This is a genomic window from Paenibacillus sp. 79R4, assembly GCF_013393165.1.
Taxonomy (GTDB): Bacteria; Bacillota; Bacilli; order Paenibacillales; family Paenibacillaceae; genus Fontibacillus.
This window is the reverse complement of the sequence record NZ_QJOT01000010.1, coordinates 136,933-152,223: the sequence shown is the minus strand read 5'-3', so window position 1 is coordinate 152,223 and position 15,291 is coordinate 136,933. Positions and strand designations below refer to the sequence as shown.

General features: G+C 46.8%; 14 protein-coding genes. 7 read left to right on the top strand and 7 right to left on the bottom strand.

The window, feature by feature from the left end; translation table 11 throughout:
* Positions 1-563 precede the first annotated feature (563 nt).
* Positions 564-1,514: a carbon-nitrogen hydrolase family protein gene (locus DMN77_RS15865; RefSeq protein WP_179015653.1), complete on the top strand. Its 951-nt coding sequence runs from the start codon at positions 564-566 to the stop codon at positions 1,512-1,514.
* Positions 1,515-1,556: 42 nt separating this feature from the next.
* On the top strand, positions 1,557-2,129 hold the full coding sequence (locus DMN77_RS15860; RefSeq protein WP_068780570.1) for an HDIG domain-containing metalloprotein: 573 nt from the start codon (positions 1,557-1,559) through the stop codon (positions 2,127-2,129).
* A gap of 274 nt (positions 2,130-2,403) precedes the next feature.
* On the opposite strand, the gene DMN77_RS15855 is transcribed toward DMN77_RS15860, so the two are convergent.
* Positions 2,404-3,135 carry a class I SAM-dependent methyltransferase gene (locus tag DMN77_RS15855; protein ID WP_179015699.1) on the bottom strand — a complete coding sequence of 244 codons (732 nt, stop codon included), beginning with the start codon at positions 3,133-3,135 and terminating at the stop codon, positions 2,404-2,406.
* A gap of 224 nt (positions 3,136-3,359) precedes the next feature.
* Here DMN77_RS15855 and DMN77_RS15850 point away from each other — a divergent pair, with 224 nt between their 5' ends.
* Positions 3,360-3,902 (top strand): helix-turn-helix domain-containing protein, encoded by a 543-nt coding sequence (locus tag DMN77_RS15850; protein WP_179015652.1) that lies wholly within the window; start codon positions 3,360-3,362, stop codon positions 3,900-3,902.
* 13 nt (positions 3,903-3,915) lie between these two features.
* Positions 3,916-4,275 (top strand): PH domain-containing protein, encoded by a 360-nt coding sequence (locus DMN77_RS15845; RefSeq protein ID WP_179015651.1) that lies wholly within the window; start codon positions 3,916-3,918, stop codon positions 4,273-4,275.
* Between the two features lie 107 nt (positions 4,276-4,382).
* On the opposite strand, the gene DMN77_RS15840 is transcribed toward DMN77_RS15845, so the two are convergent.
* The 4 genes from DMN77_RS15840 to DMN77_RS23975 all read right to left on the bottom strand — a co-directional run bounded on the left by DMN77_RS15840 (position 4,383) and on the right by DMN77_RS23975 (position 6,871).
* Complete coding sequence (locus DMN77_RS15840; protein WP_372776025.1) at positions 4,383-5,045, bottom strand: aminotransferase-like domain-containing protein; 663 nt, start codon at positions 5,043-5,045, stop codon at positions 4,383-4,385.
* A gap of 181 nt (positions 5,046-5,226) precedes the next feature.
* A complete protein-coding gene (locus DMN77_RS15835) occupies positions 5,227-6,003 on the bottom strand; it encodes an SDR family NAD(P)-dependent oxidoreductase (protein ID WP_179015649.1) in 777 nt (258 codons plus the stop codon).
* A complete protein-coding gene (locus DMN77_RS15830) occupies positions 5,996-6,433 on the bottom strand; it encodes a MerR family transcriptional regulator (RefSeq protein ID WP_179015648.1) in 438 nt (145 codons plus the stop codon). Before DMN77_RS15830 ends, DMN77_RS15835 begins: the two co-directional genes overlap by 8 nt.
* A gap of 306 nt (positions 6,434-6,739) precedes the next feature.
* Complete coding sequence (locus DMN77_RS23975; RefSeq protein ID WP_256872427.1) at positions 6,740-6,871, bottom strand: hypothetical protein; 132 nt, start codon at positions 6,869-6,871, stop codon at positions 6,740-6,742.
* A 692-nt stretch (positions 6,872-7,563) separates the two neighbouring features.
* Here DMN77_RS23975 and DMN77_RS15825 point away from each other — a divergent pair.
* Positions 7,564-8,289 (top strand): ThuA domain-containing protein, encoded by a 726-nt coding sequence (locus DMN77_RS15825; RefSeq protein WP_068780576.1) that lies wholly within the window; start codon positions 7,564-7,566, stop codon positions 8,287-8,289.
* A 160-nt stretch (positions 8,290-8,449) separates the two neighbouring features.
* Positions 8,450-9,319 (top strand): AraC family transcriptional regulator, encoded by an 870-nt coding sequence (locus DMN77_RS15820; RefSeq protein ID WP_179015647.1) that lies wholly within the window; start codon positions 8,450-8,452, stop codon positions 9,317-9,319.
* A 1,019-nt stretch (positions 9,320-10,338) separates the two neighbouring features.
* Here DMN77_RS15820 and DMN77_RS15815 read toward each other — a convergent pair.
* Together DMN77_RS15815 and DMN77_RS15810 are read right to left on the bottom strand one after the other, a co-directional pair.
* Positions 10,339-12,528, bottom strand: a complete 2,190-nt coding sequence (locus DMN77_RS15815; RefSeq protein WP_179015646.1) for a GH92 family glycosyl hydrolase — start codon at positions 12,526-12,528, stop codon at positions 10,339-10,341.
* A gap of 35 nt (positions 12,529-12,563) precedes the next feature.
* Positions 12,564-13,655 (bottom strand): GntR family transcriptional regulator, encoded by a 1,092-nt coding sequence (locus tag DMN77_RS15810; RefSeq protein ID WP_068780579.1) that lies wholly within the window; start codon positions 13,653-13,655, stop codon positions 12,564-12,566.
* 300 nt (positions 13,656-13,955) lie between these two features.
* On the opposite strand from DMN77_RS15810, the gene DMN77_RS15805 reads away from it, so the two are divergent.
* Positions 13,956-15,245, top strand: a complete 1,290-nt coding sequence (locus tag DMN77_RS15805; RefSeq protein WP_179015645.1) for a glycoside hydrolase family 125 protein — start codon at positions 13,956-13,958, stop codon at positions 15,243-15,245.
* Positions 15,246-15,291: the final 46 nt, after the last annotated feature.

Sequence of the window (15,291 nt, the reverse complement as noted above, 5' to 3'; positions counted from 1 at the left end):
TCCTTCTGGTAAACGATTTGTCCTAAATAGAGGAGTTCAAAAAGTCTACTATTGATCTAAAGTGAGCCGAAGTGAGTCAAAGCAGCAGTTCAACTCGGGGCATCGAATCATGAATTCACACGGATCTAGCGAATGCTTACGAAGTCATGTTACCAGCAGAGCAGCACATGGTGATGACTTTTCCCACTTCAAGCAACTGCCTTCCGAGGTCGTTTTTTTCAAAAAAGTGTAGTTCTGCCCCTCAACCCCTGGCTTGAACCAAGCAGAGTGTTTGAAAAAACGCACCTAGCAAAGCATAAGCTTCGATACTGAAACAGAACTTTTTGAACACATATTAAATAGGTTAGTAGTATCACTATAACATTTTGATCGAATAGACCAAATAAATAAGTGTTTTTCGATATATAAACAAATGGATGGCTGCACAAACATAAAAGTGGATGGTTACAATTTATGGTCTATTGGATGGTTTAATTTAGTCCACTCTCTTTTATGATAGGGTTCAGGGTTCGATAAGATACCTCCATGTATTGCCGGAATCGATCATAGAGAGGGATGATAAAGTGAGAAATCAGCAGGTGAAAGTAGCAGTCGTTCAAGCCGCCCCCATCTTGTTCAATAAGCAGTCGGCCTTGGACAAGATCGCTGTGATGATGAAGGAAGCAGCTGAACAGGGAGCGGAGCTGATCGTCTTCCCTGAAGTGTTCCTGCCGGGATACCCGCGCGGTCTGAGCTTCGGAGCACGCGTCGGAAGCCGTACACCCGAGGGGCGAAAAGATTGGGAACGCTATTGGTCCAGCGCCATTGATGTTCCTGGTAATGAGACGAAGCAGATTGGGGATTTGGCCAGGGAATTGGGGGTTCATCTTGTTATCGGTGTTGTGGAGCGCGATCAGGAGTTCAGTACGGGAACTTTATTTAATACGATGATCTATATCGGGCCTGACGGGGAACTGCTGGGCAAGCATCGCAAGCTGGTTCCTACCGGCTCCGAACGGCTGCTATGGGGGCAAGGCGACGGCAGCACATTAACCGTGATCGATACCCCCTTTGGCAGGGTAGGTGGGTTGATCTGCTGGGAGAATTATATGCCGCTAGCCCGAACAGCGATGTATGCGCAGGGGATCGATATCTATGTAGCCCCGACGGCGGATGCACGGGATTCATGGCAGTCGACAATTCGCCATATTGCTTGCGAAGGCCGCTGCTTTGTCCTCTCCTGTAATCAGTTCGCAACCAGGGAATCCTACCCCGCGGACCTGGCCTGTTATCCGGATATCGAGCAGGATCCCGAAGTGCTTAGTAGAGGGGGGAGCGCAATTGTGGGACCGTTAGGGGAATATGTTGCGGAGCCGCTCTATAACCAGGAGGGCATGCTCGTGGCAACGCTGGATCCCTCCGAGGTCGTACAGAGCCGGTTTGACTTCGATCCGGTGGGGCATTATAGCCGTCCGGATGTTTTTCAGTTGATTGTGAATGAGACGAAGCAGGACATTGTACAGAGAAAACAATAGACAACTATAAATTTTTTATAGCATAAAAAGGGGTTGGAGAGATTGGAAAAAAGCTTGAGAGAACGGTTAGAGACCATTCTGCTAACGAATGAGGACGTAGCCTCAGCGGAAGAGGAATTGCTGTCGATCCTTCCAGAACTTATCGTCTGCAAAGATTGTGAGCAGCATATGCCGGCGCATCGACTGTCTGTGCTTCTTCATACTTACGAGGTAGTGGATGGAGTGAGGAAGGATCTTGCTCTGAAGCTAGCGGCATTATTCCATGATATCGGCAAGCCGTATACCAAGGTTACACGGGATGGAGTGGACAGCTTCAAGGGGCATGAAGAGATTAGCGTTATTCTGGGGGATTTCATCCTGCAGCGTCTGGACTTCGACGATACGATTCGGCGGGAGGTTGGTATGCTGGTCAAATACCATGATACTGAATTGTTCCCGATCCAGGAGAGCATAGACGATATTACCGGAAAAATAGGTATAGATCTGGTACTTCCGTTGCTGGAGCTGCAGCTCTCTGATCTGCTGGCCCATTCCGAGCAGAAGGTGAAGGCCCTCTTGCCGCAAAGAGAGGATACGCTGAAGTTTTTCTTGAGCAGTGTAGGCAGCAAGTTGTAGTGATCCACTTGGTTCTGTAGTTCTAACGAAACTCCATATCGTTATTTTCGCAAAAACAGCATTAATTTAAATCTAACGAAACACCATAACGTTATTTGTGTTCCATTTGATCAAAAAACCATGAAAGTGGCAAAATAACGATCCACCGTTTCGTTAAAATTCCCAACAGCACTTTTTGGTGCAAATAGCGATCTCCTGTTTCGTTAGAAAACGGGATCAAAGGTTAAGAAGGGAAGCCCTGGTTCGGGCCTCCCTTTGTGTATAGTGCGGCAGCTTATTTCTCAGCCAAAATCATCAGGAACATCGGTCTGCGGAGTTCATCCTTCATATCGGGAATGCTGCTGAGCATTTCTTCGGATGGAACGGGTTCCTGGACCTCCCGCAACATAAACCCGGCATGAATCAAGTCGTTCATATAAGTCGAAACCGTTCGATGATATTTGATAACATCTTCATTAAGAAATGTAGTGTTCCGCAGCCCCTCAAATTGGTACCGATCCACGGGCCAATGAAGACGATTCCCGCGGTCATCGTAATACCAGTCCTGCTCGTTGCGAGAAGTGAAGATAGGATGTTCTACGGAAAACAAAAAAGAACCTCCCGGTTTGAGACAGGCATAAACTTTGCTGCAGAGTGCATCAAAAGACTGGATGTAGTGAAAAGCCAAAGAGCTAAGGACAACATCAAATTGCGAAGCGGAGAAGCGGATATTCTCTATAGGCATTTTCATATAAGAAATTGCAGGGTCATCCGTCATTTCATCGGCTTTTTGCAGCATTTTCGCAGATATATCTACTCCGATCACAGAGCTTGCTTGTTGTTCGCGAGCATAACGGCAATGCCAACCGAAGCCGCAACCTAAGTCAAGCACCGTTTTATTTTGCAGCTCAGGCAGCATTTCTTTAAATACATGCCATTCGCCGGCCCCTTCAAGCCCTTTTTCGGAACGAAGCATTTTACCGTAAGCCGAAAAGAAATTTACGTCATCATATTTATTTTGTCTCATCATACATACATCTCCTATAAATTAAGATAGCCTCCTAAAACCGTAAACCAATCATTTCAGGAGGCTACCTATCTCCGTCTGACCATTTCTCTCACCCCAATGTACATAGGTTATGATCATTATTACATAAATGGCGGATGAACTAAAACTGTTCTATTTACGATTACGGAAAACAATGTTATTATCATTTTATAAAATGATAATGATTAATAAGGGGCATAGCGATGACTAAAAAGGCCGATGTACTGCTTCATCCCGTGCGTATGCGCATTGTACAACAATTGCTGTTAGGTAAACCGTTAACGATAGCCCAACTGACCGAAGCGCTTGGCGATGTTCCTCAGGCTACTTTATACCGGCATGTCAATCTTCTGCTCAAGGCGGAGTTAATCGAGATTGCTGACACGCAAAAGGTGAAGGGGACGGAGGAGCGTCTATTTTCAGTAAGAGAAGGTAACCTGAAGGTTCCCGAAGGGGAAATCGAATCGACCTCAATTGAGGATCACATTCGTTATTTTTCCGTATTTCACAGTAATTTGCTGCAGCTGGCTATCACGTATCTGGCGAATACGTCACCTGAGAAATACAAAGAAGAAGGGTTTGGATACTGGTCCACACCGATTCATGTGAGCGACGAAGAATTTATAGAGCTGGTTCAATCCGTTAACCAATGCCTTGAGAAGGTATTGGATAACAAGCCTTCGTCGGAGCGGAAGACACGTCTCTTTGCCGGCATGTTCATTCCGCAAAAATCCGAGCAATCATAAAGAGGAGGAGATCATGATGAGTGTGCAAGTTGTTTTGGGTGACCGTGAATTAATCGTAAATATTTCAGGTCTGGAAGTGGCAGCTATTTTGAAAAAAGAGATTAAAATCCCTTATGCTTCAATCGTGGATGTACAACCGGGCAGCTTCGAGTTCCCATGGACTGCGGTAAAAAGAACAGGGATTACGACAAATAATTATAAAGCCGGAAGCTTTGTGATCCAGAGGGAGAAATATTTTCTGGCCTATCATGATGCGCATAAAATTGTAATTCTCAACCTCGACGGAGCTGAATTCGATAAAATCGTCTTGGGGAGCGAAGCTCCTGAACAGCTGGCGAACGATATTAGGTCACACTGCAGGCTACTTCAATAGACATTGGTTTGGCATAGGCCCGCTTAAATAGCACTGCAACATCCAAGGGGGAGCGTCTGAAGATGCATTGTAAAGAATACGGTGAATCGTTAGGCGCTTCCCTGCGGTTATTTTCCTTCCACAATCGCTTCATATAAAAGGTTCAGACCTGTCTCCAACTGTTCGAAGCTGGCGTATGCATAAGAAAGCCGGATATAGTTCCCCTTATCGAGGGAGATGATCCTCATTCCAGCAGACTGAAAAGGACGAACTGAATTCAAATAAGAAGGGGATTCTTGAAAAACGGTTGAGCCCGGCTCCAGCAAATCTAGTGAAATCAACTGCAGAGCCTGTAGCGCGCCCGACACGATCATGATACTGTCTGGGGTGACTTGAATTCCTCTCTTGATGGCATATCGGCTGAGAGCATGACGAAGCTGTCTGCTCCCCTTTGGTTCGGAGTAACCGAGATCCCGGGAGGTAAGCGGGATGTTCTGCAAAGAGCGCTGTAAGGCGGCCGTTGGCAGCAGTTTCGGGGACTGCTCACCGGTTCCTAGCCGGATGATATCCTCCCGCTGCCCATATTCATTAATAAGCTGGATTGTCCGGAAATTCGGTTCATAAATGCTGCAGGAGATGTGCTTCTCCCAATCCGGATGATTGTTCTTGATTAGAACATTCCAGCTATTGTTCGATACATAGGTTCCATCGCCGACCCTTGCAGAGTTCCCCGCCGTACCCCATTCGATTTTAGCAACCCGAACCCCTAAAAATCGAATGGAGGAAGTCACATGACAACAATTAATTTGTCGGCAGCGCTTACCGCGGCGGTAATACATTTTTTATGGCATAGCTATCCACCCACCGAATAACGGTTTTTTCTTTTCCGCATAAGCGGTGAGTGTTTTTGTCATATTTCATTATGGTGGGCTTCAAGCCAAGTTGGCCCGAAGTCAGTTACAAACCATGTATCTAAGATTTCGTTAGCATTTTTTGTGTCAGTGAATTTAGAATGGTAGAGGGTGTTATTTTTGATGTAAACACCAGTAGTTTATTATACAAGCCCACAATTATAGAAGTGCGGCCTTTGAGCATAGCACGATAACCAATGTCCGCTACGGTCTCCGGTTCCATGACAAAAAGTGTAAACAGTAAAGTACTCTCCATCCCTGCTTTGGATGCAAAAGCGGTTTTGGTAGAGCCGGGGCAAAGCGTTGTGACTACAACGCCAGTTCCTTTGAGTTCTGCATTAATACCTTTTGACAATTGTAAAATATAGGCTTTAGTGGCTGCATATACAGCATCATTGGGACAAGCCATATAAGAGCCGGTTGAGCCTAAATTGATAATACGACCATATTTCTTTTCTACCATAGACGGTAAGAAAAACTTCATCAATTCAGTGGTACATATTGAATGAAGCTGAATCATAGCCACTTCCTTTTCAATGTCAGTTTCAAGAAATGTACCACACTCGTTAAAGCCCGCATTGTTTATTAATATCTCCACCACAAGCCTGCGCTGTGTAACCTCCGTATATACCCTTTTGGCTGCACCCCGTTCCGTAAGGTCAATGGCGATAGTATACACTACGACATCATATTCTTTGGATATCATCGTTTGCTGATTCAACAGTTTACTCTCATCTCGGGATACAAGAATAAGATTGTATTTTTCTTTTGCCAGTTTTTCGGCAAAGGCTTTGCCAATGCCACTGGTGGAACCTGTTACTACTGCATATTTAGTCATGCTTAATACCTCCCAAAACCTCCCTAAAATGGTTCCATTCTTCTGCATAATCAACACATTTTGCATTAGAATTATTAAGAGCTTCATCATAAAAGGCGATTTTTTTATCAATCAACCGTGCAAGCATTTGATATATGCTAATCTTTTCTTCGATAAATTTTTGATGGTCTTTGAGTATTGCCCTACGCTCTGGAATAGAATTATTCTCTCCTTGCATAAGAAGAGATACATATTGTTTGATTTTGAATATGGGCATATCTGTGTCTCGCAAACAACGAATAAGGAATATCCATTCAACATCTGCCTCACTGTAAGAACGATAGCCAGAAGCATCTCTCTTAATTGGGGGCAGTAGACCTTCTTTTTCATAATATCGAAGGCCATCCTTTGAAAGCCCTAATTTTTTTGCCACTTCACCAGCAGAATACATCGTTACACCACCTTTCCTACTATTTAACATATCCCAATGGAGTGCACTCCATGTCAAGGCTTTTTTTGAAGATCATAAGAGTTTTGCTAAATCAGCAAGCAGGGCAAGTGTGCACACACTTGCACATTTTGAGGCTTTTCCCTTCCGGTCAAATCTCAAAATTGCTTGTTGGGGTAGCCACCCCAAACCCGGCCTAAGTTGCGTCATTTCGCTGTCGCTCATTCCTTATTTGACTTCGGGCCGACTTGGCTCGAAGTCCTAAAGTACAACCAACTTTGCAAAGTGGTCTAAGAGCCCTGAATACTGTTAAAGGGCCAACTTGCGGATAAAGGCACTCTGATTTTGACTGTTCACCTCTGCCATACGTTCCCGTATGGCGGCTAATTCTTCATGTGTTACCATGATATGAAGCCGTAAATTCCGTTCTCTTTTCGGCATAATATTTGCCCTCCAATTCAAATATATCTGTTGTTCAATTTTCCTTTATTTCTTAGGACTATACATTGTCTGTTGGCTATCTATCTCGTTATTTTAGTGTTCGGTAGCTGCTTCCTTATGGACACTGCCCATTGGAACAGTAAATATTTGGAAGACAAAATTCAGGAATAATAGAACAAACCGTAGGAAGAAAACAGCCTGGTCGTTAGGTATGATAGACATATAAATGGAGTTCAAAAAGGTCGATTTTCAGCACCGAAGCTGAGACTTCCGATGTGCGTTTTTGCAGAACAGTTCTGTTGTTGGATGAAGCCAGGGTCTAGGGAGCGAAGCTACCCGTTTTCGAAGAAAACGACCTCGACAGGCAGTTGCTGGTAGAGGGTACGTGAGTACCTGAGATGTTACCGTAGGCAATATGCCTTCGAAAGTATCTGCTTAGGCCCGGTTGAATTTAAGGATCAATGCCGAGTTGCCGCCTGGTAAATCTTCGTGTTAGAGTATGGAATTTATTCGTTATCAGCGGGAGCTGATGAAATTCTATATCGCAAGAAAACGTACCTTAGGATCGCGGTCGCTAAGCCTTGAATAACTTCGATTGGCTTATTAACAGAAACGGGCTTTTTGAACAATCTCTCTAAACATATAAAAAGACATTCTGGGCTAAATGAGCAGGAAGCGGGAGGAATACGAATATGACAAGAGTAACGGTATGGAATGAATATCGTCATGAGCAGACGGACGCTAAGGTTCGCGAGGTATACCCGGAAGGAATTCACGGGCAACTGGCCAGCTTCTTGAAGGAAGCGGGTATGGACGTGAAGACAGCAATACTGGATGAGCCGGAGCACGGCCTGACGGAGGAAGTGCTTAACGATACTGACGTATTGATCTGGTGGGGACATGTCGCCCACCAAGAAGTAAGCGATGAGGTTGTAGAACGGGTGCATCGCCATGTCCTGCGCGGAATGGGACTTGTCGTACTGCATTCGGCGCATATGTCGAAAATCTTCATGAAGCTGATGGGCACGAGCTGCGACTTGAAATGGCGCGAGGCGAATGAGCGTGAGCGTCTGTGGGTTATGGATCCGAGCCATCCGATTGCGGAAGGCATTGGCGAATATATCGAGCTGGAGCAGGAAGAAATGTATGGTACTCATTTCGATGTGCCGGCGCCAGATGAGCTGATCTTTGTCGGCTGGTTTGAAGGCGGCAATGTATTCCCGAGCGGTTCGACTTATCGCCGCGGCAACGGGAAGATTTTCTACTTCCAGCCTGGCCATGAGACGTATCCGACGTATTACCACCCGGATATTCAGCAGGTTATCATTAACGGAGTCCGCTGGTGCGAACCTGTGAAGCGCGCTTATCCGGTCTACGGTCATTCCGAGGCGTTGGAGCAGGTAAGCAAGAAGAATTAGTGAGTGAGTAGTATCAAATCTCTATAACAAAAGAAAATGAAGGACGGGCCTCGTGCGAATAACGGAGGCACCGTCCTTTTTTGCGCAGGTTTACAACCCATACCAGATTGTCTAATATAGTCAGTGAGTACAAGACAACCGAAGACTACGAGGGATGAATGTGAGCATTTATTTGGAACTCCCGGAGTTGAATAAGGACTTTTCCTTCAGGAGCTTTGTTAACTCTGGGGCAGGGTTATGTTATCCACATTGGCACAAAGAAATAGAAATTATATATGTGACGAAGGGCAGCCTGGAGCTGGGAATTAACGATGTTCCGATCCGGATGCATGCTGGACAGATTCAGTTCATTGCCGGCGGGGACGTCCATTATTTTCTGGCTGCACCGGAGGGGGAACGGATCGTCATTCAATTTGATCTGAGCTTGTTCTATGATTCCTCCACCGATGCGGAGCGGAAGAAATCGATTAGCGATTCCTTTATGAAGATGGAGCATTCGAGCTGGAAATGGCCCGACCCTGTAATGGAGCGGATGCGCGTCCTGGTGGAGGATATGCACGAGGAGAATGTTTCGCGCCGGGAAGGCTATATGTATATGGTTAAGGCGCGGTTATTTGAGATGCTGCCGATGATTTTCAGGGATATCCCCCGTAATGAAATGGCCAAGTACGCCAGCAACGGAAATATCCGGTCCCGTGAGACACTGGAGCAGCTGGAGCGGGTCTTCTCCTATGTGGAGGAGCATTATCAGGAATCGGTGACGCTGAAGGAAGTGGCTGAATATATGGGCTTTGATCCGTTCTATTTCAGCAGGCTGTTCAAGAAAAATACCGGGAAGAATTTCATTACATTTCTGAATGAGTACCGCCTGAATAAGGCGAAATGGCTGCTTTTAACCGAGGAGGGATCGATGGCTGACGTCGCGGAAGCTTCGGGCTTCGGCAGTGTGAAGACGTTCCATCATCTATTCAAAGAGGCAACAGGGCTCTCACCGCTAAAATATAGGAAGACGCTCTCGGGCAAAGAGTAACCGTCGGTTGGTTATCAGGTTTCCTGTAGTCGTCCCCGTCCCTATGGTTATTATTGTTATGCGAAACCACGATTGGTGGCATATTGGGGGATGGTGCGGAGCGTTTGCGTGGCGCGGCTAGCGGTCAATATTTTCGCTTCATTTGCTAGCTAACGAAACTGGGACACGTTATTTAGGAGGAAAAGAGGCTGCTGAAAATGTAACGAAACACCATACCGTTATTTGGGCGAAAAAGGGGTCAATCTGCGGGATTGGCGGCAAATAGCGATACCACGTTTCGTTAGAGGATTATGAGGCGGTATTTTGGGCAAATAACGATTGTCAGTTTCGTTAGAAAATGGTTAAGACATATTGGAGACTTGGAGACGTGCGGGGCGTTTACGTGGTGCGGCTAGCGGCCAATATTTTCGCTTGATTTGCTAGCTAACGAAACTGGGACACGTTATTTAGGCGAAAAAGAGGCTGCTGGAAATGTAACGAAACACCATATCGTTATTTGGGCGAAAAAGGGGTCAAGCTGCGGGATTGGCGGCAAATAGCGATACCACGTTTCGTTAGAAAATTATGAGGCGGTATTTTGGGCAAATAACGATTGTCAGTTTCGTTAGAATTGGGATAGGTTGCTCTGGGACCTCACAGATGCTCAGAACCCCAGAAACCAGAACTTTGGGATCTTCGGAGTTCATATCTCAGAACCTCACAACTTCGGATTTTAGAAGCTCAGACCCAACGAACTCGTCGGGAGGGAGTTACGCAGATGCGCCCGAAGGCGGAAGAGCGCCGAAGAGCGCAGCAGGTAACGCCGCTGAACGCCAAAGGTAACGCTACAGAACGCAGCAGAACACCAGAAAACGCAGCAGAACACCAGAAAAGGCAACACAACGCAGCAGAACGCAGCAGAACGCTGCCGAGCGTAGCAGAACGGCAGCGATTGCTCACAGATTGCCGCAGGTAACGCTGCAAAATCGCCTTAATAAAACAGGGACAGGCCGAGAGAAGCGGCCTGTCCCTGTGTGGTTTTATTTTGAGATCGAGAAAGGAAGCTCTTCCGGCTTGTAGTCGCGGTAAGTTGGAGCTAAGCCGAGACGGAAGTCGAGCGTCTTGCCTTCCATAATATCTTCATGGGTAATAAATAGCTTGGTGTAATCCTGACCCGCCAGCTTGACGCCGGATACGAAGTTGGACTGCGGATTATTGTTATCCGTGCGGATTTGCATTTGCTTGCCGTTCGGCAGCTCGATCGTTACCTGATCGAATAATGGAATGCCAAGCACATACTCGTTGCTGCCAGGGGATACCGGATAGAAGCCCATGGAGCTGAATACATACCAGCCGGCCATACTGCCGTTATCCTCGTCGCCAGGATATCCATTAAAGCCGCTGTTGAACAGATTCGTTACGATCTGTTTGATTACAACCTGCGATGAGGCCGGCTGTCCGACATAGTTGAACAGATATGGAATGTGGAAGCTTGGCTGATTGGAGATTGCTACTTGCCCAAAATCGATAGCGGCCATTTCACTCATCTCGTGAATCTCGAAGCCGTAGCCGAGCACATCAAAATCCGGCGCTTTATTACATAGTTCTGTGAGCTTAGCGAAGAAGCGTTCTTTTGAGCCATAGGCATCGATTAGCCCTTGGAAATCCTGGAATACAGCGAAGCCGTTCTGCCAGGCGCTTCCCTCGGCATAGTCCCGTCCCCAGCTCGTGTCGTTGAAGTCGGGACGGAATTGTCCGTTCTGATCTTTGGCCCGCATAAAGCCAAGCTCGGAATCAAAGATATTGCGGTAATTCAGCGCGCTCTCGCGGTATTTGTCGGCGATATCCGACTTGCCCAGTATATCGGCGACACGGCTGATGCAATAATCGCTATAAGCGTAGTCCAGCGTATGGTTAACGCTCTCATGATAGTTGCTCGGAACATAACCGTATTTTATATAGTCCAGTGTGCCTTGGCGTCCGTAGCAAGTTTGCTCGCTCTGGGTCGTCGCCGCTTTCAGCATCGCTTCCAGCAGCTCAGGCATCATGTTCAATCCGATTCCCTTGGCTGCGGCATCTGCGATAACCGCGTCGATCAAGGTGCCCGGCATCAGTCCGCGCTCATCCGGGGACAACCATTTCGGCAGGAATCCGGCTTCCCGGTAAGAGTTCAGATAGCCTTCCAGCATCTCTTCATATTCCTGCGGCGCTAGGATGGAGTAGAGTGGATAGACGGTCTTATAAGTATCCCAGAAGCCGTTATTCGTATAGAGGACACCCTTCTTGACCGTTCTTGCTGTGGTATCATAATGAACCGGCTCCATATTGGCATCCAGCTCGTAAAACTTCTGCGGGAACAAGAACATGCGATACAGGCAAGTGTAGAAGGTGCGCAAATACTCTTCATTGGAGTGCGATACCTGAATTTTGCTCAAATATCGGTTCCAGGCCTGGGCGCTTTGCTCTTTCAACTCATCGATCGACAAATTCAGTTCTCGCTCCAGGTTAAAATTAGCTTGCTCACCGCTAATAAAAGAAGTCGCCAGCTTGACATTAAGGGAATCAGTCTCACAGTCCTTGAAGCGGATAACAAAATGACGGTCCTTACCGCTGACCGATGCTTCGCTATAGAGCTTGCCTTCTTCGTCGTAATAGCCGGAGGTGTCCGGATCGATCTCTTTATTGAAGCTCATCGTTACGTGCATGCGGAATTGATCGTCATGGCAGCCGGCAAAATTGCTGACATAGCCGTTGAGTCTGCGGTTAGCGGCATCCAAATGCCATTCGCTGATGTTCTTCACGTTCAGCACAAGCCCGGCCTGATGGCGAGAATGATACTGAATGCGCAGTGCAGCTCCGTAACATGTTGGAACCAGTTCGCTGGTAATGTTGTAGCGCTGTTGTTTCACCCTGACGTAGTTCGGCTTAAATACCGCTTCTTCCGGCCGGTATGAGCTCTGGCAGGTGAAGACGGTGCCCCTAATCTTATCATCTGCAATAGGTGTCATTAGAAAATGGGCGAAGTCCCCCATCCATGGACTTGGTTGGTGGGTGAGACGGAAGCCCTGGAAGACGCGGTCCAGCGGGTTAAAGAACCAGCTTCCCTCATCGTTAGTTTGAACCGCAAAGTGATTCATGCCGAACGGGACGGATGTATATGGAAGTGTGTTCCCATTCGAATAAGAGTGCTTGTTGTTGGTGCCTTGTCTGGTATCAATATAATGCAGCATATAGACACTCCTTCAAATTTGAATGATGTAGGCGTTTATAGATGCTTCACGGTCTGACGCCGGATCAGTTGAACCGGAACGATCACATTGTCCTGTGGCCGCTGCGGGTCTTCGAGCATCCCAATCAGATTCTTGGCAGCCATATAGCCCATTTGTGCAAAATCCTGAGAAATGGTCGTGAGCTTAGGTTCTACGAAGCTGGATAGATGAATATTGTCGAAGCCTACAATCGAGAAGTCATCCGGTATCGATAGCCCGGTATCCTTGGCGATTTGCATGATCTCAATTGCGATCAGGTCATTCTCCGCTACAATCCCGGTAATCCCGTTGTCCATAACCGCTTGAATGAACGCCCTGTAGTACTCCTTGCCGTCACCACCCTCATGGGATAAATAACGTTCTGTCAGATCGTTCACGCTATAATCGATCAGTCCGTTGTCGTAGAGCGCTTGCAAATAACCGAAGTAACGCTCCCGGATGGACGAAGACTTCTCGATTCGGGAAGGGGTGAGAAAGGCGATTCTTTTATGATTGTTCTCAATCAGGTGCTTGCAGGCTTGGTATCCGCCATCAAAATTGTCGGAGACAACGTAAGGGAACGAAATACCATCGATGATCTTATCCATCGTAACCAGCGGAAACTTCGACTGATAATATTGGTACAAAATGCCGAGATCCTCGCTGCTGCTCACCGGATAGATGATCAGACCTGAATGGTTGTTATGAAGCGCCGTCTCCAGCAGCCTGCGTTGTCCGATCACAGTGTTGGATTGAATATTTAACGTATAATCGGTCGTCGCTAAATATTCATTAATCCCTTTCTCATAATCACCAAGTCCCGGGTTATGGCTGAATGGCAGAATGAACAAAATCTCTTTGCCAATCCGGGGCAGAGGGCGGAGAGGAGGTAGGTCAGCATGGACGAAGCTGCCTTTACCCTGTACCCGGTAGATCAAATTGGCATTTTCCAGCTCGGTCAATGCCCGCTTGGATGTAATCCGGCTCACTTTGAACTCTTTAGAGAGCTCCGCTTCGGTAGGGAGCTGGTCCCCGGGCTGAAGCTCTCCGGAAGCAATCCTTGCTTTCAATGTGTTGACGATATGTTGATATAGTGGAATCTGTTCCATATTTTTCTCCTCACTAAATTTGGTATATCATTTATTTGCTTGATATGTCAATTAGGAATATGTTAACGCTACAAAATTGAAGTTATTATGTAGAATATACGATAGAACAGGCTTTTCAGCAATACATAGGCTGATGTTATAGTAGTATAACCATTTTTAATGGCAATAAATAAGGGATGTACACGCTAGACAAATGATATGGTATATCATAAAATAAGAAATGAAGATGATTTGGTATATCAACCACTCGTATCAGGGATATGAAATGATGATTTGATAGAGACTAAGGAGGCCAATATTTTGGGATACAATGAAATTCCTGCATCGGTCAAAAGCTTTATGGATCAAATTACAGAGCTATGCGGCCAGGAGCATGCCCGTTGGGCCGAGAACTTTAACGCCTGCTTCGCCAATACGCTGTTGACGACGGTTAAGCGTCAGCCAGACGGTACGACCTTCCTATTGACCGGGGATATTCCGGCAATGTGGCTGCGCGACTCGACTGCCCAGGTACGACCATATCTTGTCATTGCCAAGCAGGATGCCGATCTTGAAGAGATGATCGCCGGCCTGGTCGAGCGTCAGCTCCAATATATTAACATGGACCCGTATGCCAATGCTTTTAATGAAGAAGGAAATAATGCCGGGCATCAGACAGACCATACAGCAATGACGCCGTGGATCTGGGAGCGCAAGTATGAGATCGACTCGCTTTGTTACCCGCTCCAGCTTAGCTATCTGCTATGGAAGTCAACCGGGCGTACAGCGCAGTTCAATGATACATTCCAACAAGCGGTACGCAACGTCCTAGAGGTATGGGAGACTGAGCAGGATCATAACCGCTCGCCATACACTTTTGTGCGTGATACAACTCGCCTTGAGGATACGCTTGTCAGAGACGGCAAGGGATCGCCAGTTGCCCCTACCGGCATGACCTGGTCCGGCTTCCGCCCGAGCGATGATGCTTGCCGTTACGGCTATCTCGTTCCATCCAACATGTTTGCAGTTGTTGTTCTCGATTATTTACGGGAAATTTACCAAGATATCCTGAAGGACAACTCCTTGATCGCACGGATCACCAAACTGCGTGAGGATATTGAACAAGGCTTGCGGAAGCATGCCAAGGTTTCCAATGCGAGCGGCGAGACGGTATACGCTTATGAAGTTGACGGTCTAGGAAATTATAGCATTATGGATGATTCGAATGTTCCGAATCTGTTGTCCGCTCCTTACTTGGGCTACTGCGACAGCAATGATCCTATGTATCTTGCTACACGCAAGACCTTGCTGAGTGCCGAGAATCCGTTCTTCTATGAAGGAAGTTATGCGAAGGGAATCGGCAGCTCACATACGCCGGAGAATTACGTATGGCCTATCGCGCTGGCGATGGAAGGAATGACAACTGACGATAAGGCGGAGAAGGAGCGCATCCTCAATCTGCTGGTGGAGTGTGATGCCGGCACTAAGCTGATGCATGAAGGTTTTGATGTGAATGATCCGACGAAATATACGAGGGAATGGTTCTCTTGGGCGAATATGATGTTCTGCGAGTTGGTCATGGATTATTTCGACATCAGCATCAACAAATAAGAGGATAATGAATAAGCCCAACCTTCTCATATTGAGAATAGGACTT

Excerpts from the sequence above, each read along its gene's own strand:
- DMN77_RS15810 (WP_068780579.1), bottom strand. The coding sequence starts at position 13,655 with ATGGAACAGATTCCACTATATCAACATATCGTCAACACATTGAAAGCA.
- DMN77_RS15830 (WP_179015648.1), bottom strand. The coding sequence starts at position 6,433 with ATGTATTCTGCTGGTGAAGTGGCAAAAAAATTAGGGCTTTCAAAGGAT.
- DMN77_RS15855 (WP_179015699.1), bottom strand. The coding sequence starts at position 3,135 with ATGAGACAAAATAAATATGATGACGTAAATTTCTTTTCGGCTTACGGT.
- DMN77_RS15835 (WP_179015649.1), bottom strand. The coding sequence starts at position 6,003 with ATGACTAAATATGCAGTAGTAACAGGTTCCACCAGTGGCATTGGCAAA.
- DMN77_RS23975 (WP_256872427.1), bottom strand. The coding sequence starts at position 6,871 with ATGCCGAAAAGAGAACGGAATTTACGGCTTCATATCATGGTAACACAT.
- DMN77_RS15825 (WP_068780576.1), top strand. The coding sequence starts at position 7,564 with ATGACAAGAGTAACGGTATGGAATGAATATCGTCATGAGCAGACGGAC.
- DMN77_RS15815 (WP_179015646.1), bottom strand. The coding sequence starts at position 12,528 with ATGCTGCATTATATTGATACCAGACAAGGCACCAACAACAAGCACTCT.
- DMN77_RS15850 (WP_179015652.1), top strand. The coding sequence starts at position 3,360 with ATGACTAAAAAGGCCGATGTACTGCTTCATCCCGTGCGTATGCGCATT.
- DMN77_RS15845 (WP_179015651.1), top strand. The coding sequence starts at position 3,916 with ATGATGAGTGTGCAAGTTGTTTTGGGTGACCGTGAATTAATCGTAAAT.